This window comes from Cytobacillus firmus, from assembly GCF_023612095.1.
Lineage (GTDB): Bacteria > Bacillota > Bacilli > Bacillales > Cytobacillaceae > Cytobacillus.
Map to the genome: position 1 here is coordinate 1332716 of NZ_CP086235.1, position 16061 is coordinate 1348776.

At 40.0% G+C, this 16061-nt stretch carries 15 protein-coding genes and 1 pseudogene; 12 read left to right on the forward strand and 4 right to left on the reverse strand.

Features of this window, described 5'->3' with window-relative positions; translation table 11 throughout:
- Positions 1 to 18 precede the first annotated feature (18 nt).
- Positions 19 to 348: a hypothetical protein gene (locus LLY41_RS06660; protein WP_095245677.1), complete on the reverse strand. Its 330-nt coding sequence runs from the start codon at positions 346 to 348 to the stop codon at positions 19 to 21.
- Positions 349 to 490: 142 nt separating this feature from the next.
- The gene (locus tag LLY41_RS06665) at positions 491 to 1261 is read right to left on the reverse strand and encodes a DUF1189 domain-containing protein (protein ID WP_304587229.1); all 771 of its coding nucleotides are present in this window, start codon (positions 1259 to 1261) and stop codon (positions 491 to 493) included.
- A 266-nt stretch (positions 1262 to 1527) separates the two neighbouring features.
- Between LLY41_RS06665 and LLY41_RS06670 the strand changes: the two genes are divergently transcribed.
- The 10 genes and pseudogenes from LLY41_RS06670 to phoU all read left to right on the forward strand — a co-directional run bounded on the left by LLY41_RS06670 (position 1528) and on the right by phoU (position 12854).
- Entirely contained in the window at positions 1528 to 3135 is a 1608-nt protein-coding gene (locus LLY41_RS06670; protein WP_370460325.1) for a Na/Pi cotransporter family protein, read from the forward strand.
- A gap of 61 nt (positions 3136 to 3196) precedes the next feature.
- Positions 3197 to 3679 (forward strand): DUF456 domain-containing protein, encoded by a 483-nt coding sequence (locus LLY41_RS06675; protein WP_095245679.1) that lies wholly within the window; start codon positions 3197 to 3199, stop codon positions 3677 to 3679.
- A 197-nt stretch (positions 3680 to 3876) separates the two neighbouring features.
- Positions 3877 to 4485, forward strand: a complete 609-nt coding sequence (locus LLY41_RS06680; RefSeq protein ID WP_095245680.1) for a superoxide dismutase — start codon at positions 3877 to 3879, stop codon at positions 4483 to 4485.
- A gap of 149 nt (positions 4486 to 4634) precedes the next feature.
- A complete protein-coding gene (locus LLY41_RS06685) occupies positions 4635 to 5852 on the forward strand; it encodes an MFS transporter (RefSeq protein ID WP_095245681.1) in 1218 nt (405 codons plus the stop codon).
- Positions 5853 to 5980: 128 nt separating this feature from the next.
- Complete coding sequence (locus tag LLY41_RS06690) at positions 5981 to 8167, forward strand: peptidoglycan D,D-transpeptidase FtsI family protein (RefSeq protein ID WP_304587234.1); 2187 nt, start codon at positions 5981 to 5983, stop codon at positions 8165 to 8167.
- A gap of 218 nt (positions 8168 to 8385) precedes the next feature.
- Positions 8386 to 9345, forward strand: coding sequence for a PstS family phosphate ABC transporter substrate-binding protein (locus tag LLY41_RS06695; RefSeq protein ID WP_076258032.1), 960 nt, complete (start codon positions 8386 to 8388; stop codon positions 9343 to 9345).
- Between the two features lie 78 nt (positions 9346 to 9423).
- Positions 9424 to 10407: a phosphate ABC transporter permease subunit PstC gene (gene pstC / locus LLY41_RS06700; protein WP_370460243.1), complete on the forward strand. Its 984-nt coding sequence runs from the start codon at positions 9424 to 9426 to the stop codon at positions 10405 to 10407.
- Positions 10407 to 11291: a phosphate ABC transporter permease PstA gene (gene pstA / locus LLY41_RS06705; RefSeq protein WP_304587238.1), complete on the forward strand. Its 885-nt coding sequence runs from the start codon at positions 10407 to 10409 to the stop codon at positions 11289 to 11291. The genes pstC and pstA overlap by 1 nt, the downstream gene beginning before the upstream one ends.
- A 90-nt stretch (positions 11292 to 11381) precedes the next feature.
- Positions 11382 to 12137 (forward strand): annotated as a pseudogene (gene pstB / locus LLY41_RS06710) (phosphate ABC transporter ATP-binding protein PstB); the annotation flags it as partial.
- Between the two features lie 57 nt (positions 12138 to 12194).
- Positions 12195 to 12854: a phosphate signaling complex protein PhoU gene (phoU, locus tag LLY41_RS06715; protein ID WP_048011127.1), complete on the forward strand. Its 660-nt coding sequence runs from the start codon at positions 12195 to 12197 to the stop codon at positions 12852 to 12854.
- 108 nt (positions 12855 to 12962) lie between these two features.
- Here the strand turns inward: phoU and LLY41_RS06720 are convergent, their stop codons facing one another.
- The gene (locus LLY41_RS06720; protein WP_095245685.1) at positions 12963 to 13445 is read right to left on the reverse strand and encodes an MltG/YceG/YrrL family protein; all 483 of its coding nucleotides are present in this window, start codon (positions 13443 to 13445) and stop codon (positions 12963 to 12965) included.
- Positions 13438 to 13830, reverse strand: coding sequence for a hypothetical protein (locus LLY41_RS06725; RefSeq protein ID WP_095245686.1), 393 nt, complete (start codon positions 13828 to 13830; stop codon positions 13438 to 13440). Before LLY41_RS06725 ends, LLY41_RS06720 begins: the two co-directional genes overlap by 8 nt.
- 317 nt (positions 13831 to 14147) lie before the next feature.
- Between LLY41_RS06725 and LLY41_RS06730 the strand changes: the two genes are divergently transcribed.
- Entirely contained in the window at positions 14148 to 14777 is a 630-nt protein-coding gene (locus tag LLY41_RS06730; protein WP_286137481.1) for a DUF4912 domain-containing protein, read from the forward strand.
- Entirely contained in the window at positions 14774 to 16009 is a 1236-nt protein-coding gene (locus LLY41_RS06735; RefSeq protein ID WP_304587241.1) for a glycosyltransferase family 4 protein, read from the forward strand. The genes LLY41_RS06730 and LLY41_RS06735 overlap by 4 nt, the downstream gene beginning before the upstream one ends.
- The last annotated feature ends 52 nt before the right edge of the window (positions 16010 to 16061 follow it).

Consider the following 16061-nt stretch of genomic DNA (forward strand, 5'->3'; position numbering starts at 1 on the left):
TGTTGACAAGAATGATGATTAGTTGTCTTGACTATATTTTGGGAATTTATAGGTTTCGCCGGATTTTATTTCTTCTGGCTGCATTCCATTGTTCAATTCAGAGAAGTCTGATACAACCTGGTTTATGCCAACCGGAATTGGCCCATCAAGGTTTAGTTCAATTATGGAAAGAACTGTCTCTCCCGGATTGACCTTTTTCTCAAAAAAGCCTGCGTCTGTTTCTGCAGATGGAATTGTGCTGGCCTCCATAGACGGGTTTTGCCCAGATGGGAGTGTACCATGATTCAGGTCATAAAAGACTACGTAAATTACAAGGACTGAAAGCAATACTCCCGCAAGTTTCTTCATATTGGACAAACCTCCTGCAAATAGCATGTTTACCCAATATCTATGCTTGTCCTATTGTGCTTAGACCACTCATTTTATTATTCTGCAGACACAAGAGATTTATTTTTTAAAACCCAAATAAAAAACGTGCTGGGTGCACGTTTTATTTGGGGTTATGAGCAGGAACTTCCTTAATGGCCAGCAGAAGAATAATAAGGGAAACAAGCCAGTTAATAATAGCCCCGTTTTGCACGGTGGTTTGCAGGGCTGACATAATAGCAAAGAAAATGGTCGGCAAAGTAATGCTGTAGGCGGACATACGCCATAACTGCCGGTATTCCAATTTTTTGGCAAGAACTTTTTTAATTAGAAGGCCTGCCAGTGCTAGCAGGGATATCTCAATAAATCGAATGCCCGCTGCAAAAATATAAATGACAATCCCTATTAAGGGAATAATAATCGGCATAAGGGATTCTGCAGAAGCAAGGAACTCGGAAAGATCCCTTTTGGAAATTGTGCCGCCCGACAGCATCGAGTAGGGATATGTCTGTTCCTGTCCTTCTGCACGTATATAGATTTCATTTGTTAATAAAGCAATCGTATTGCCGCTTTCGGTTAGAACTGAAGGGTCAACTGCACCTGTTGAATCAACAATGATTGTAAAGTCGTTCTTGCTGATGGTGACTGGTGCCTTTTCATCTGTGTGAAGCTGTCCATCTATTATTTCAAAATGGGGTAATTGATTGTCAATGGTTTCATCAATGGCATTTATTGCATTAATGATTCCTGTCCCGGAATAATATACGGTTGGCAAAACTGACAGAAGGGTAAGGAAAAACACATACAAAATAGTCTTGCCTATTCCCTGTTGACGAAATAAAGCTATATCTTTAGGAGAAAATAAGCTTTTATAAAACTGAACAAAAATATTCATTTGCACACACCCTTTTTGAGATTCACATTCTTATTTTAGCCAAATACCAAGATGTTACAAGTGATACACTCCATTGGTATAAAAGCAATAGCTTTTTCTGCTTGTAATGAGATTGTAATATTAGAGGGGAATGTTAAGGTATTGTAAATTCGGCTCTTATTATATTTACTTTTTGCTTGAATATCATTAATAATTGTATGGGGTTTGATGAAACATGTCGAATAAAATATAGGGGTTGAATAATTGTGGAACTTAATGTTCAGCAAATGCTTTTTGAATTTTTTGGAGGACTTGGTATCTTTCTTTATGGAATCAAGTTCATGGGGGATGGGCTCCAAAAATCAGCGGGGGATCGGCTGAGGGATTTATTAGATCGTTTTACTACAAATCCAATCATGGGTGTTTTGGCTGGGATGCTCGTAACGATGCTGATTCAAAGCAGTTCAGCAACCACAGTAATTACTGTTGGCTTGGTTTCAGCAGGTTTTATGACGCTGCGCCAGGCAATTGGGGTAATCATGGGGGCTAATATAGGGACCACTATTACTGCCTTCATCATTGGAATAGATGTTGGTGAATACGCTTTGCCAATTATTGCGGTGGGATCTGTATTACTATTTTTCTTCAAGAAACAGAAAATCCACAATATCGGGCAAATTGTTTTTGGCTTTGGTGCATTATTCTATGGGCTGGAATTAATGAGCGGAGGAATGAAGCCTCTTCGTACATTGGAATCCTTCCATGACTTGACGGTCAGCATGAGTTCAAATCCAGTTCTGGGTGTTGTTGTAGGAACAGTATTTACCGTAATCGTTCAGAGCTCGAGTGCAACAATCGGTATTCTTCAGGGCTTATTTTCTGAAGAACTGATCAATTTGGATGCTGCACTGCCGGTTCTGTTTGGAGATAATATTGGTACAACCATTACAGCTGTTTTAGCTGCTATTGGAGCGTCCGTTGCTGCAAGAAGAGCTGCCGCTGTACACGTACTGTTTAACTTAGTTGGTACAACCATTTTCCTGATTTTATTAAAGCCTTTTACATTCTTAGTTGAAACACTTCAGGGTAAAATGGATCTGAATCCTGAAATGACAATTGCTTTTGCACATGGAATTTTTAATACATCTAATACTCTTATTCAGCTTCCATTTGTAGCTGTCCTGGCGTGGATTGTGACAAAGCTCATTCCGGGTGAAGATGCGGTTACAGATTATAAAGCAAAGCATTTGGATCCTATGTTTATTGAACAGTCCCCATCGATTGCACTTGGACAAGCTAAGGAAGAAGTGCTCCGTATGGGAACATTCTCTGTACGCGGACTTGAAGAAACGGTTCAGTATTTAAAAACAGGCAATCAAAAACATTCCGATACTGCATACCAGCTAGAAGATGCAATTAATAACCTTGACCGTAAAATTACAGATTATTTAATTAAGCTCTCTACAAGTTCACTTTCTGCAAATGAATCTGCTGAGCACACAATGCTGATGGATACGGTAAGAGATATTGAGCGTATCGGTGACCATTTCGAAAATGTAATAGAGCTTATTGATTATAAACAGGCAAATAAAGTGTCCATTACTGATTCAGCCATGGCCGATCTGGAGCAAATGTTCAAATTAACCATTTCCACCGTGAAAGAAGCCATGCAGGCACTGGATCATAATGATAAAATTGCTGCAGAACATGTTGTAAAGAAAGAAGAAGAGATTGACAAGATGGAAAGAAAGCTCCGCAAACAGCACATCCTTCGATTGAATGAAGGAGTCTGCACTGGACAGGCCGGCATTGTGTATGTTGACATTGTCAGCAACCTGGAGCGTATCGGTGATCACGCTGTGAATATTGCTGAAGCTGTTTTAGGGGAAGAATAAGTGGTAAAATAAGCAAGGGATAATCCCTTGCTTATTTTACTTTAATAAAGAGGTGCTGATATTGGAGATAGTTTATTGGTCACTGATTATTCTGTTGTTTATTATCGCTTTTGCGGGTCTGGTTTTTCCAATTATACCAAGTGTGCTGTTTTTGCTGGGCGGTTTTATCCTTTATGGAATTCTTTTTTCTTTTGAACCGTTTAATTGGCTATTTTGGACGATTCAGGGGCTGTTTGTTCTTCTTCTGTTTGGAGCTGACTACGTAGCCAATATGATTGGCGTGAAAAAATATGGCGGTTCTAAAGCTGGTGTATGGGGAAGTACAATTGGCCTTTTAGCTGGCCCATTTGTCATACCTGTACTGGGAATCCTGATTGGCCCATTTCTCGGAGCGGTTATTGCTGAACTAGCAGTTAACAGGACAAACTTTAATGATGCATTAAAAATTGGATTTGGATCTGTAATCGGATTTGTCAGCAGTGCAGCAGCCAAAGCGGTAATCCAGGGAGTTATGATTATTTATTTTCTTTTTGTGGTTCTATAAATAAGCAAGCTCCTGCGGATTAAAAAAACCTAATTTGGATAATGTATATATGTAGCAAAGCATTTTGTTTGAAACAAAAATCCAACTTTGGTAATCTTAATCTAAAGACCTTAGAAACATTATAAAATCTGAATTTTATAAATGATTGAATTGTTTCAGGGGCTGACAAAAACAGATACATAGGGAGGAATTTTATTATGGCATTCGAATTACCGCAATTACCTTACGCTTACGATGCATTGGAGCCAAACATCGACAAAGAAACGATGAATATCCACCATACAAAGCATCACAATACTTATGTAACAAACCTTAACAATGCTTTAGAAGGAAACGAAGAGCTTCTTTCTAAAACTGTTGAAGAAGTGGTATCCAACCTGGATGCTGTTCCTGAAGCTGCCCGTACTGCTGTACGCAACAACGGCGGCGGTCATGCAAACCATTCTCTTTTCTGGCAGATCATTTCTCCAAATGGCGGAGGAGAGCCAACAGGTGAATTAGCAGATGCCATTAGCAGCAAATTCGGAAGCTATGACAGCTTTAAAGAAGAGTTCGCTAAGGCAGCTACAACTCGCTTTGGTTCAGGCTGGGCATGGCTTGTAGTAAACAATGGTGAACTTGAAGTAACAAGCACACCTAATCAGGATTCACCATTAATGGAAGGCAAGACTCCAATCCTTGGCCTTGACGTTTGGGAGCATGCTTACTACTTAAAGTACCAAAACCGCCGTCCTGAATACATCAATTCTTTCTGGAATGTTGTTAACTGGGATGAGGTAACTAAGCGTTACAGCGCTGCAAAATAATAAAACAAACAGAGCACGGCAGATTATATCTGCCGTGTTTTTCTTTTTCACATTGAATTTACGGCGGTTCTTGTGCAAATTTCTAAATCATTGCATAACCGCACTGGCTTTGTAGGAGACTACCCTTAGAACCAAAGGGGAGTTTTTTTATGAGCAAATTTAAAAAACTGATCGGTGATGTCGATTTAACAAAAGATTTAACATTGCTATTATTTATTGGCGGGCTCTATTCATTAAGTGCTGCCCTTTCAAACACGTTTGTTAATATCTATCTCTGGAAGCAGTCTGGTGAGTTCAGTGATCTGGCTTTGTATAACCTGGCCATCGTTGTTCTGCAGCCTTTGACTTTTATTCTGGCGGGGAGATGGGCGAAGAAGATTGATCGTGTCATTGTACTGAGAATCGGTGTGATTTTTTTAGCCCTTTTTTATCTGACCGTACTGTTTATAGGAACAAACGCCTCGAATTTCTTATTGCTTCTTGGGGCTCTGCTGGGGGTAGGGTACGGGTTCTACTGGCTTGCTTTCAATGTACTCACTTTTGAAATAACTGAGCCGGAGAATCGGGATTTCTTTAATGGCTTCCTTGGAATACTAACATCCGTTGGGGGTATGATTGGACCAATAGCAGCGGGTTTCATTATTTCAAGGATGGAAAAGTTCACCGGTTATTCCGTTATTTTCGGAATCTCCCTGACTCTTTTTTCAATAGCAGTTTTTTTAAGCTTTTTTCTTAAAAGGCGGCCTGCCGATGGAAGGTATTTATTTAGAAGAATCCTTGCAGAACGAAAAAACAGCCTGAATTGGCGCATGATTACCAATGCCCACTTTTTTCAGGGGCTCAGAGAAGGAACCTTTATTTTTGTCATATCAGTTTATGTATTTATTTCAACTGGCAGTGAACTGGCTCTTGGTACATACGGTTTGGTCAACTCAAGTATATCTTTTTTAGGGTATTACCTTGTGTCAAGACTTTTAAAAAAGGAGTATCGGAAAAGAGCCATACTGATCGGCGGATTGGTACTGTATGCGGCCATATTTTTTATCGTTTCTGATGTCACCTATCCTAAGCTGCTGATGTATGCTGCTGCGATTGCTGTAGCTTATCCTCTCCTCCTGGTGCCTTATATCTCATTAACCTATGATGTCATTGGCAGAGGCTGGAAGGCTGCGGAGATGAGGATTGAGTATATTGTCGTCAGGGAAATCTTTTTAAATGCAGGCCGTATAGTATCGATTTTAGGTTTTTTAGCTGCGGTCACTTTTTTTCAGGAAGAAAAAAGCATCCCTATTCTTCTCCTGATAATAGGAGCCGGGCATTCCATCATTTATTTTTTCGTCAGAAAAATTCAATTTCAGTCTGCATGAGAGAGGAAATCCTCTCTCTTTTTTTTACCAATAAAATTATCTTTGTCGAAAAAGGGTTCTTTATAGAATTTATTGTTATTTTCTTTTAGAATGGGACTATGAGACTTTTTAAAGGAAGTGTGCGTAATTTGAATAGGAAGAAAAAGAAGACCCATGTTCCATTTCGTCTGAATATGCTCTTCTTTGCTGTGTTTTTATTATTTTCTATGCTGATCCTCCGGCTTGGGATGGTTCAGATTGTTTATGGCGATGATTATAAGCGTGAGATTGAAAGAACGGAAGATGTTACAGTCAACAGCCCTGTGCCAAGAGGTAAGATGTTTGACAGAAATGGACAGGTGATTGTCGATAATACCCCGCAAAATGCCATCACTTTTACTAATAATGGCTATAAGCAAGATGAAATGCTTGAGGTGTCAGAAAGGCTGGCCAAGCTGATAGAAAAAGATACCAAAAAGGTCCAGGAACGGGATAAGAAAGATTACTGGATCATGAAGAATCCTGAAAAGGCAGAAAAAAAGGTTACTAAAAAAGATAAAGATGAACTTGAAAAGAAGTATGAGGGTAAGGACAAGGAGCTGGATAAGGCCATTTATCAGCTCACTTTGGATCGGATTACAGAAGAGGAATTAAGTGAATTGACAAAAGACGATCTTGAAGTCCTTGCTATATACAGAGAATTTACAAGCGGATATGCTTTAACACCGCAGATTGTTAAGAACAAAAAAGTAACACCTGAGGAATTTGCAGTTGTCAGTGAAAATCTGCAGGTTTTACCAGGTGTTGATACAACAACCGACTGGGAAAGATATTATGCCTTTGGAGATACTTTAAAATCAGTCCTAGGAAAAGTAACAAGCTCTGATGAAGGTCTTCCGGCTGAACAGATTGAATACTACATGGCACGTGACTATAGCCGTAATGACCGTGTAGGGAAGAGTTATATCGAGATGCAGTACGAAGAAGTGCTTCACGGCCAAAAAGCAAAAGTGAAAAATATTACGGACAAAGCCGGGAATGTACTTGAAACTATTCCCATTACAGATGGTCAAAGAGGCAAGGACCTTGTGCTGAGCATTGATATGGATCTTCAGAAGGAAGTTGAGAAAATCATTGAAGAGGAATTACGTAAAGCCAAGGCATCTTCTGGAACTGCATTATTGGACAGGGCTTATGTAGTGCTGATGGATCCGCATACCGGAGAGGTTCTTTCAATGGCCGGCAAAAAGATTGTGAAGGATAAAGATACAGGCCAATCTGAAATGCAGGATGATGCATTAGGCAACATTACAACTACTTATAATGTCGGCTCAGCTGTTAAGGGTGCTACAATACTTACCGGCTATAAAACGGGGGCTATTAATCCCGGAACTGTTTTTTATGATCGTCCTTTAAAAATTAAAGGAACACCTGTAAAAAAATCCTGGAGAAATTTCGGCCCTTTAAATGATATTAATGCACTTAAATTCTCCTCCAACGTTTACATGTTTGAAACTGTCATCAGGATAGGCGGGGGCAAATATGAATTTGAGAAGCCATTATGGATAGATAAAAAGGCTTTTAGTACGGTAAGGGAATCCTTCGCCCAATTCGGTCTTGGTGTTCGGACGGGAATTGATTTGCCAAATGAGCAAACAGGCTTTAAAGGAATGAGTACATTGCCTGGTTTCATGCTTGACCTTTCGATTGGACAGTACGACACCTATTCCAATATGCAGCTTGCCCAATATGTTTCTGTCATTGCCAATGGCGGCAATAGGATGGAGCCTCATATGGTAAAGGAAATCCGGGAACCATTAATGGAAAATAATGAACTTGGCCCTATTGTTCAGGAAATGGAGCCAAAGGTTCTAAATAGAGTAGAACTGGAAGATGGCTGGATGGACCGTGTCCAGGAAGGCTTCCGCAGAGTCATGCAGGAAAAAGGCGGTACAGGTTATTCCTATTTTGGGGGCAAAGAGTATAAACCAGCGGGCAAGACAGGTACAGCAGAGGCCTTTTATGACGGACCCGAACGCAGCAAATTCGGAAAAGAGCCTCCTGAGGTCATGAATCTTAGCCTTGTTAGCTTTGCACCATCAGAAAATCCCGAGGTTGCCATGGCAGTTTTAGTTCCATGGGCTTATCAGGGAAGCGTGGATCACGGAGCGAATAAAAAAATTGGTGAACGTGTCCTGGATGCCTACTTTGAGCTTAAAAAGGAGCGTCATAAGAAAGGCAGCGACAGCAAAGAGTCTGTTCAAAAAGTGGAAAATATTGATGAAGTAATTGAAGGGCAGGAAGATGCCCGCAAAGAAAATGAAGAAAATGAATAAGCTTGATGAACTGTCTCCCTATTTAATCGGGAGACAGTTTTTTTTGTCTTAGTATCTTTGATATCTAAATTTAACGTTGTACCTCTAATTCGACATATTTACACAAGAATTGCTGACATTTACAAAAGCTTTACAATTAGTTAAAACCGGGTTAACAGTCAACCCTTATTCTAAATGCGTAGGACAAAACAACCAAATTTCTTAGGGGGAATTCAGGAATGAAACGTCTTAAAAAAATGAGCCTATTACTAATGCTATCAGCCGTAATGGCATTCACTGCAGCATGCGGAGGCGAAGAAGGCACCAGCGCCAATGGAGATAACAGTGAAGAGCTGGAGGGCAGCGTGGTTATAGACGGTTCTGGAACAGTTTATCCATTCATGGCACGCATGGCTGAAAATTATATGGGTGAACAGGAAAATGTCTCTGTAGAAGTAAGCCGCTCCGGAACATCAGCCGGCTTTAAGAAATTCCTTGCCGAAGACGGAACTGACTTTAATGATGCTTCCCGATCAATTAAAGATGAAGAAAAGGCACAAGCAGAAGAGCTTGGAATTGATGTACAGGAAATGAAGGTTGCTTTAGACGGTATTACAATCGTAATTAACAAAGAAAATGACTGGGCTAAAGAGCTTACACAGCAGGAAGTTGTTGATATCTTCCTTGCAAGTGCAGGAAAGAAAAAATGGTCAGATGTTCGCCCTGATTTCCCGGATGAAGAAATTCAGACATATGGTCCAAATGAAAACCACGGCACTTACGAATTTATGTTTGAAAATATTCTCGAAGAACAGGATCTTCCTGAAAATATCAACTTGCAGCAGGATTACTCAACTTTAGTGGATCTTGTATCTAAAGATAAAAATGCTATCGGATTCTTTGGCTATGGTTACTATGACAGCAACAAAGACAAATTGTCTGCAGTAAAAGTTGACTTTGGCAGCGGACCTGTTGAGCCATCATTAGATACAATCAAGGAAGACGGGGATTATGCTCCATTTACTCGCCCTGTGTTCACATACCTGAATACTAATATGGCGAAAGAAAAGCCGCAGGTACTGGACTATGCTATCTATACAATGAAAAATGCACAGGATATTGCAGCAGAAACAGGATTCGCACCATTATCAGATGAAGATGTCCAGGCTTCTCTGGATGCTTTGAACGGATTGAAATAAGAATAAGTTTTGCCATGGGAAGATGAGAATTTTGCCTTCTCATCTTCTTATGATGTGCATGTAAAGAGTTCTCTTTGGATGAGAGTGCTGAAAGGGGTTTTACACTTGGCTAAAAGTGCTGTTGAATACGATAAAAAAAAGCTGAATGTACGAGAAATCATTCAGCAAAAGAAAAAAACTCGAAGTGTCAATAATTACACAGAAAAATTAATACCGAAAATTTTATTTGGAATAGCTGCAATTTCTGTTTTTACTACTATTGGAATTGTACTAACCTTAATTACGGAAACAATCGCCTTTTTTAAAGACGTTCCTTTTATAGATTTCTTTACAGGCACGGAGTTAAAGCCTTTAGGAGAAAATGCTGTCTTTGGTGTTCTGCCCTTGCTGACGGGAACAATTATTTCGACTTCAATAGCTATGCTGGTTGCTATTCCAGTGGGACTGATGACAGCCATATTTTTAAGTGAATACGCATCAGAAAGAACACGAAAGGCCTTAAAGCCTCTTCTTGAAATCCTGGCAGGTATTCCTACCATTGTTTATGGATTTTTTGCTTTTACCTTTGTAACACCTTTACTAAGATCTTTTATTCCTGGTCTTGAACCAACAAATATATTAAGCCCCGGGATTGTAATGGGAATCATGATTATCCCAATGGTAGCTTCCCTTTCTGAAGATGCAATGAGTTCTGTCCCAAATGCGATGAGGGAGGGTGCTCTTGCACTGGGGGCAACAAAGCTTGAGGTAACCTGGAAAGTGGTTGTACCAGCAGCCATTTCGGGTATCATTGCTTCGTTTGTGTTAGGAATTTCCAGAGCAATCGGGGAAACGATGATCGTCACTATTGCGAGCGGAAGTTCGAAAAATTTCACTTTTGATGTTACACAATCCATGCAGACTATGACTGCTTATATTGTGGAAGTAACAGGCGGGGAAGCAGCCGCAGGAACAACCTTATACTATAGCCTTTACGCTGTTGCAATGACATTGTTTGTGTTTACCTTAATAATGAACCTTCTTGCTCAGTATATCTCTCGCAGGTTCAGGGAGGAATATTAATGAAATATGTAGATACAGAACAAGTGCATAAAAAAATGGGCAGCCGCCTGCTTGCCAATAACATGGCTAAAACACTATTCTTTTTGGCCACTTTATTCGGCATGGTTGTATTAATTGTATTAATCTACCGGGTCCTCGCTGATAGTTTAAGCTGGATCAACATGGATTTTCTGATGAATCGCTTATCAACAGATCCTAAAAGGGCTGGAATCTGGGGAGCCATAACAGGAACATTTTGGCTGATGCTTGTAGTTGCTCCAGTAACGATGATTCTTGGAGTAGGCACAGCAATTTACCTCGAAGAATATGCAGCCAAGGGCCGTGTTTCTTCATTTATTAAAACGAACATCTCCAACCTGGCGGGCGTTCCGTCAGTTGTTTTTGGAATCCTTGGATTAACTGTTTTTGCAAGAACATTAGATCTGGGTTCTGTAGTTCTCGCAGGAGGACTAACGATGGCACTGCTGGTTCTTCCTGTTGTAGTAGTTGCCAGCCAGGAAGCAATCCGTGCTGTTCCCCAATTTCTAAGAGAGGCATCTTACGGAATGGGAGCGACAAAGTGGCAAACGATTAAAAATGTAGTACTTCCTGCAGCATTACCTGGAATCCTTACGGGGGTTATTCTTGCACTATCGCGGGCAATAGGCGAAACAGCGCCATTGGTTGTTATCGGAATACCAGCTTTGTTAATTCCCGTTCCTGATGGAATCTTTGATAAATTTACGATCCTGCCGGTACAGATTTATTATTGGACCATCGACTCTGCACTAGTAGCAGAATATGCAAACCTGGCAGCTGCAACAATTGTGATATTACTAATTGTGTTATTCGCGATGAACTCAATAGCCATCTTAATTCGGAACAAGTTCCAAAAAAGATATTAGCCCGGGAGGTTTTCTAAAATGCCTGTAGTGACAGAAAAAACAAATCCAAATGTAAAAAAAGAAAGCATAGCTCCAAATTCAGCAGAAAACAAAAAAGTTGTTTATAATACCAAAGATCTAAATCTTTGGTATGGTGAAGGCCATGCTTTAAAAAATATAAATTTAGCCATCAATGAAAATGAAGTAACGGCAATTATCGGACCATCAGGATGCGGTAAGTCCACATATATTAAAACGCTGAACCGCATGGTTGAACTTGTGCCTTCAGTAAGAATTTCCGGAGAAATCTTATACCGGGAGCGAAATATTCTTGATAAATCATTTAAAGTGGAGGATTTAAGAACAAATGTAGGGATGGTTTTTCAAAAGCCCAATCCATTTCCAAAGTCCATTTATGAAAATGTAGCATATGGACCGAAAATTCATGGTATCCGCGATAAAAAGATCCTTGATGAGATTGTTGAGAAAAGTTTGAGGGGGGCCGCCATCTGGGACGAAGTTAAAGATCGTCTGAATCAGAATGCGTATGGCCTATCCGGTGGGCAGCAGCAGCGACTTTGCATTGCACGCTGTCTTGCAATTGAACCGGATGTCATCTTAATGGATGAGCCTACATCTGCACTTGACCCTATCTCTACGTTAAAAGTAGAGGAGCTGGTGCAGGAGCTTAAGGAAGAATTCAGTATTATCATCGTTACTCATAATATGCAGCAGGCAGCACGTATTTCTGATAAAACAGCTTTCTTCTTAAATGGTGAAGTAATCGAGTTTGCTGATACGGATAAGATATTTTCTACCCCTTCAGATAAGCGGACTGAAGATTATATCACTGGACGATTCGGTTAATCGAATGATTATGAAAGAATACAGGCATTATTATGTGGATGAAGGGGGATTACAATGATGGCAGTACGTGAAAGGTTTGACTATGATCTTCAGGAGCTTCAAAAAATGCTTATAGAAATTGGCAATTTTGCAATAGAGGCCTTGCATAGATCAGTTGAAGCACTTGAAACCCAAAACATTGAATTGGCACTTGAAATCATTGATGACGACAATCAGGCTGATATTCTGTATGAGGAAATAAATGATTTAGCCATTCTCCTAATTGCAAAACAGCAGCCAGTGGCTATTGACCTCCGCCGCATCATTGTGGCTATAAAAATCGCAACAGACATCGAAAGAATTGCAGACTTTGGAGTGAATATTGCAAAGTCCACCATACGGATTGGGTCAGAGCCGCTAATTAAGCCGATTGAACATATAAAGAAAATGTATGAAATTTCAACTGAAATGCTGCGTCTATCACTGGAAGCTTTCACTGAAGAAGATACTGCAAAGGCCAAAAAAGTTGCCGATATGGATGATCAGGTCGATGACCTCTATGGTGAAACTATTAAAGAGCTGCTGCAAATTAATCTGCAGAAACCGGAATACCTGCCGCAGATCACCCAGCTTTCATTTATTTGCCGTTATTTAGAAAGAGCAGCTGACCATGTTACGAATATTTCGGAACATATTTTTTATTTGGTTAAAGGACGCCAGTATGATTTAAATAATTAACAAGAAAAGCAGAAACGCCTTGTAGCGCTAGAGCTAGACAAGAAAAGCGGAAACGCCTTGCAGCACAGGAGCTATAAAGTAAAAAAAGCTAAAAGGAATCTTAACCTTTTAGCTTTTTGTTATGATCTTAGCAATTTCTTTATAGCTCATATTATGGTTCAGTTCAAATGTGCCCAGCTGTATTTTCTGGCTGTACCCGTATTCCTCCATGTAATTGCCGAAGTCTGCTGCCTGGTCAATTACACTTGCTTTTTCAAGGATTAACGCGATTTCCCCGGGTGTCATGCCGCTCTCAATGGTTAGCTGATAGACTTTCTGAGACTCTTCTTTCTGCTCCGTATTTTCCTCAGCAGGTTCTTCTTTTACTTCCTTATTCTCGGTTTCGTCTTTAGCGTCCGTCTGCTGTAGTAGAGTATATTCTTCATTTGTTAATACAGTGTAGCCGTTTGTCTGCAAGAATTTTTTTGCACTGTTTTCATCGATTGTTCTATTTTCAGTTTGCTCCGGTTTATTCAGGAAGTAGGCTGTGCCAAAGGCTATGACAGCAATAAGGATGCCAAATGCAAATGCCCTGATATTTCTTTTATTCATAGCTATGGCCCCTAAATTTCATTTCCGTTTGAATGGTCCTTACTTCATCAGGAGAGAGTGAAGATTGTCTAGCAATTTGTTCTACTGAAAGCCCTTGCCTGGAAAGCAGCATCACCTGATTTTTTATTATTTCATGAACTTCCCTTTTTTCTGCAGAATGAATAGAAGGCTCTGCAGGAACGTGCTGAGTAAAGGGTTCATCCGCTACGAGCAGTTCTTCTTCCAATACTTTTAATTTCTTTTTAATTTGATACATTTCCTGGATTTGCTGCATGGACATTTGATCCATTTCATCGCGCAGCTCTTTATAAGGATCTCTCAAAAACACTGAAAGAATAAATAGCCCTATAGATAAGATCAATAATGCCAGTAAGATTGATTCCAATAAAAGTCACCTCTGATTCATTGCACAGAAATATTTTACCATCAAAATTGACAAATTTCGATATATAATCCATAAACAGGTGAAATTTAAAGATTCTTGTCGGAGAAGCTCTGTCGAATCAGAAGCTCGGCAAACGTTTAAAAAATTTTTCTTATTTAAAACCGGGAAGGCATGTGCTTTCGCAAGAAGCGACAATTTCCGTTCATTGTAGGCTATCAATATCAGTGATAACATTGAGTTATATAAATAGTCATAAAATTTTGCTTTTTGTCATATAGAACCCTTACTCTATGAAAATAATTGCAAGAGGTGCCGTCATGATAGATGAGATTATTAAGCTTCGCCGCAGGGGGCTGTCATTCCGTAAAATCGCCAGTAAGCTTGATACAACCGTAGGAAAAGTACAATACCAGTGGACCAAACTTATCCAAAATAAAGTGAAACGCGACAGCGGGGAGTCTTTAGGGGAAAAAGTAATATCTGAAGAAAATATCGTGCAAAATCAATCGAAAGATCATTTGACATTAACACGCTCAAGCGATGATAAGGCAAAAGTATCCTGGAAGTTGTCTGCTCAGAAGGTGAAGATGCTATCCCTATACTTGGACAAGACTGTATCCTCCTTGAGAAAATCTTTAAGAATCTATGATGTTACCGGGGTTATTTTTGACGGAGCCAATGGGGTCTGTGACCATGAAGTTATCCTGTCCGATCATTCTGAATGGACCTTTAAAGGGCTCAAACCCGGCAAAGTATATTGTGTTGAGCTGGGCATTAAAATAACAGATAATCATTTCATCCCGTTACTGCGTTCAGAAGCACTGTATACTTCTGAGGGTTCTCCTTACCAAGGAAAAAAAGAATCTGAGGTTCAGCCTGCATGGACGGTAAATGTGAGTACATACACCTATTATGAATCAGTGAGTGAAGGAGAAGGTAAAGAATGATGGAACCGGTAGCTTCAGAACTAAATAATAATAGTTTCATTAATGGTAAACCTAAAATCCTTCTTCTTACGTGGGAGTATCCTCCCCATGTAGTAGGCGGTTTATCAAGGCATGTGTATGGACTCGCAGGAGGATTAAAACAGGATTATGAGGTTCATATACTGACTGCTAATCCCGGCAATCTTTCCAGCTGCGAACATATAAACGGTATCTATATCCACCGGGTTAAGCCGCTAAATGAAAAAGATCCTAACTTTCTGCACTGGATTTTGGGACTAAATTTGGCGATGGAGCAAAAAGCCATGGAACTGTCATCCTTCCACCACTTTGAAATCATTCATGCACATGACTGGCTTGTAGGTGCATGCGGCCTGTCCTTAAAGGAGAGCTTGCACTGTCCTTTAATTACAACTATACATGCAACAGAATATGGAAGGAATAATGGAATTTACACAGAATTGCAGAAATTTATCCATACGAAAGAAGAGCAGCTGATCATCGGATCAGATCAGGTTATTGTCTGCAGTGAATATATGAAGGAAGAAGTACTTCAGCAATTTTCAATTGCCAGAGAAAAAATTGCTGTTATCGCAAACGGAATCAGCAAAGAGACACTTCTTGATGATCCAGACAGCATATTGGAAGGGCTTCCGGTGAAAAAAGGCGGAAGGCTGATATTCTCCATTGGACGGATGGTGAGGGAGAAAGGGTTTGAAACCTTAATCGAGGCAGCGCCTATAATAAAAGAAAAGTATCAGGATGCTTATATAATCGTTGCCGGCAAGGGTCCTATGCTTGAAGCACACAGAAAAAAAGCAAGAGAACTGAAGGTTGATGATGTCATACTTTTTCCGGGATTTATAAATGACATGCAAAGATTAGCTCTCTTCCAGAAATGCGCAATGGCTGTTTTTCCAAGTTATTATGAGCCATTTGGCATTGTAGCCCTCGAAGCAATGATCACCGGAAAGCCGGCGATCGTATCCAATACAGGAGGATTAAAGGGAATCGTTAAACATGAATATTCCGGGCTGTTCATGGTCCCTGGTGATCCATACAGCTTTGCAGAGCAGGTTTCCGCTCTCCTTGAGAACCCTAATGCCGCCGATACTATTGGCAAACAAGGTAAAAAGGTCGCAGAAAGCCTATTCTGCTGGAGACGCATTGCTGATGAAACAAATAGAGTATTTCAAGAAACACGGATTAGCCGGAAGCTTGAAGATCTGGTGTGATGTATTTTATTTTACCTGCCATTAAAATGAAGTTAAAAAATATTATAGAAAA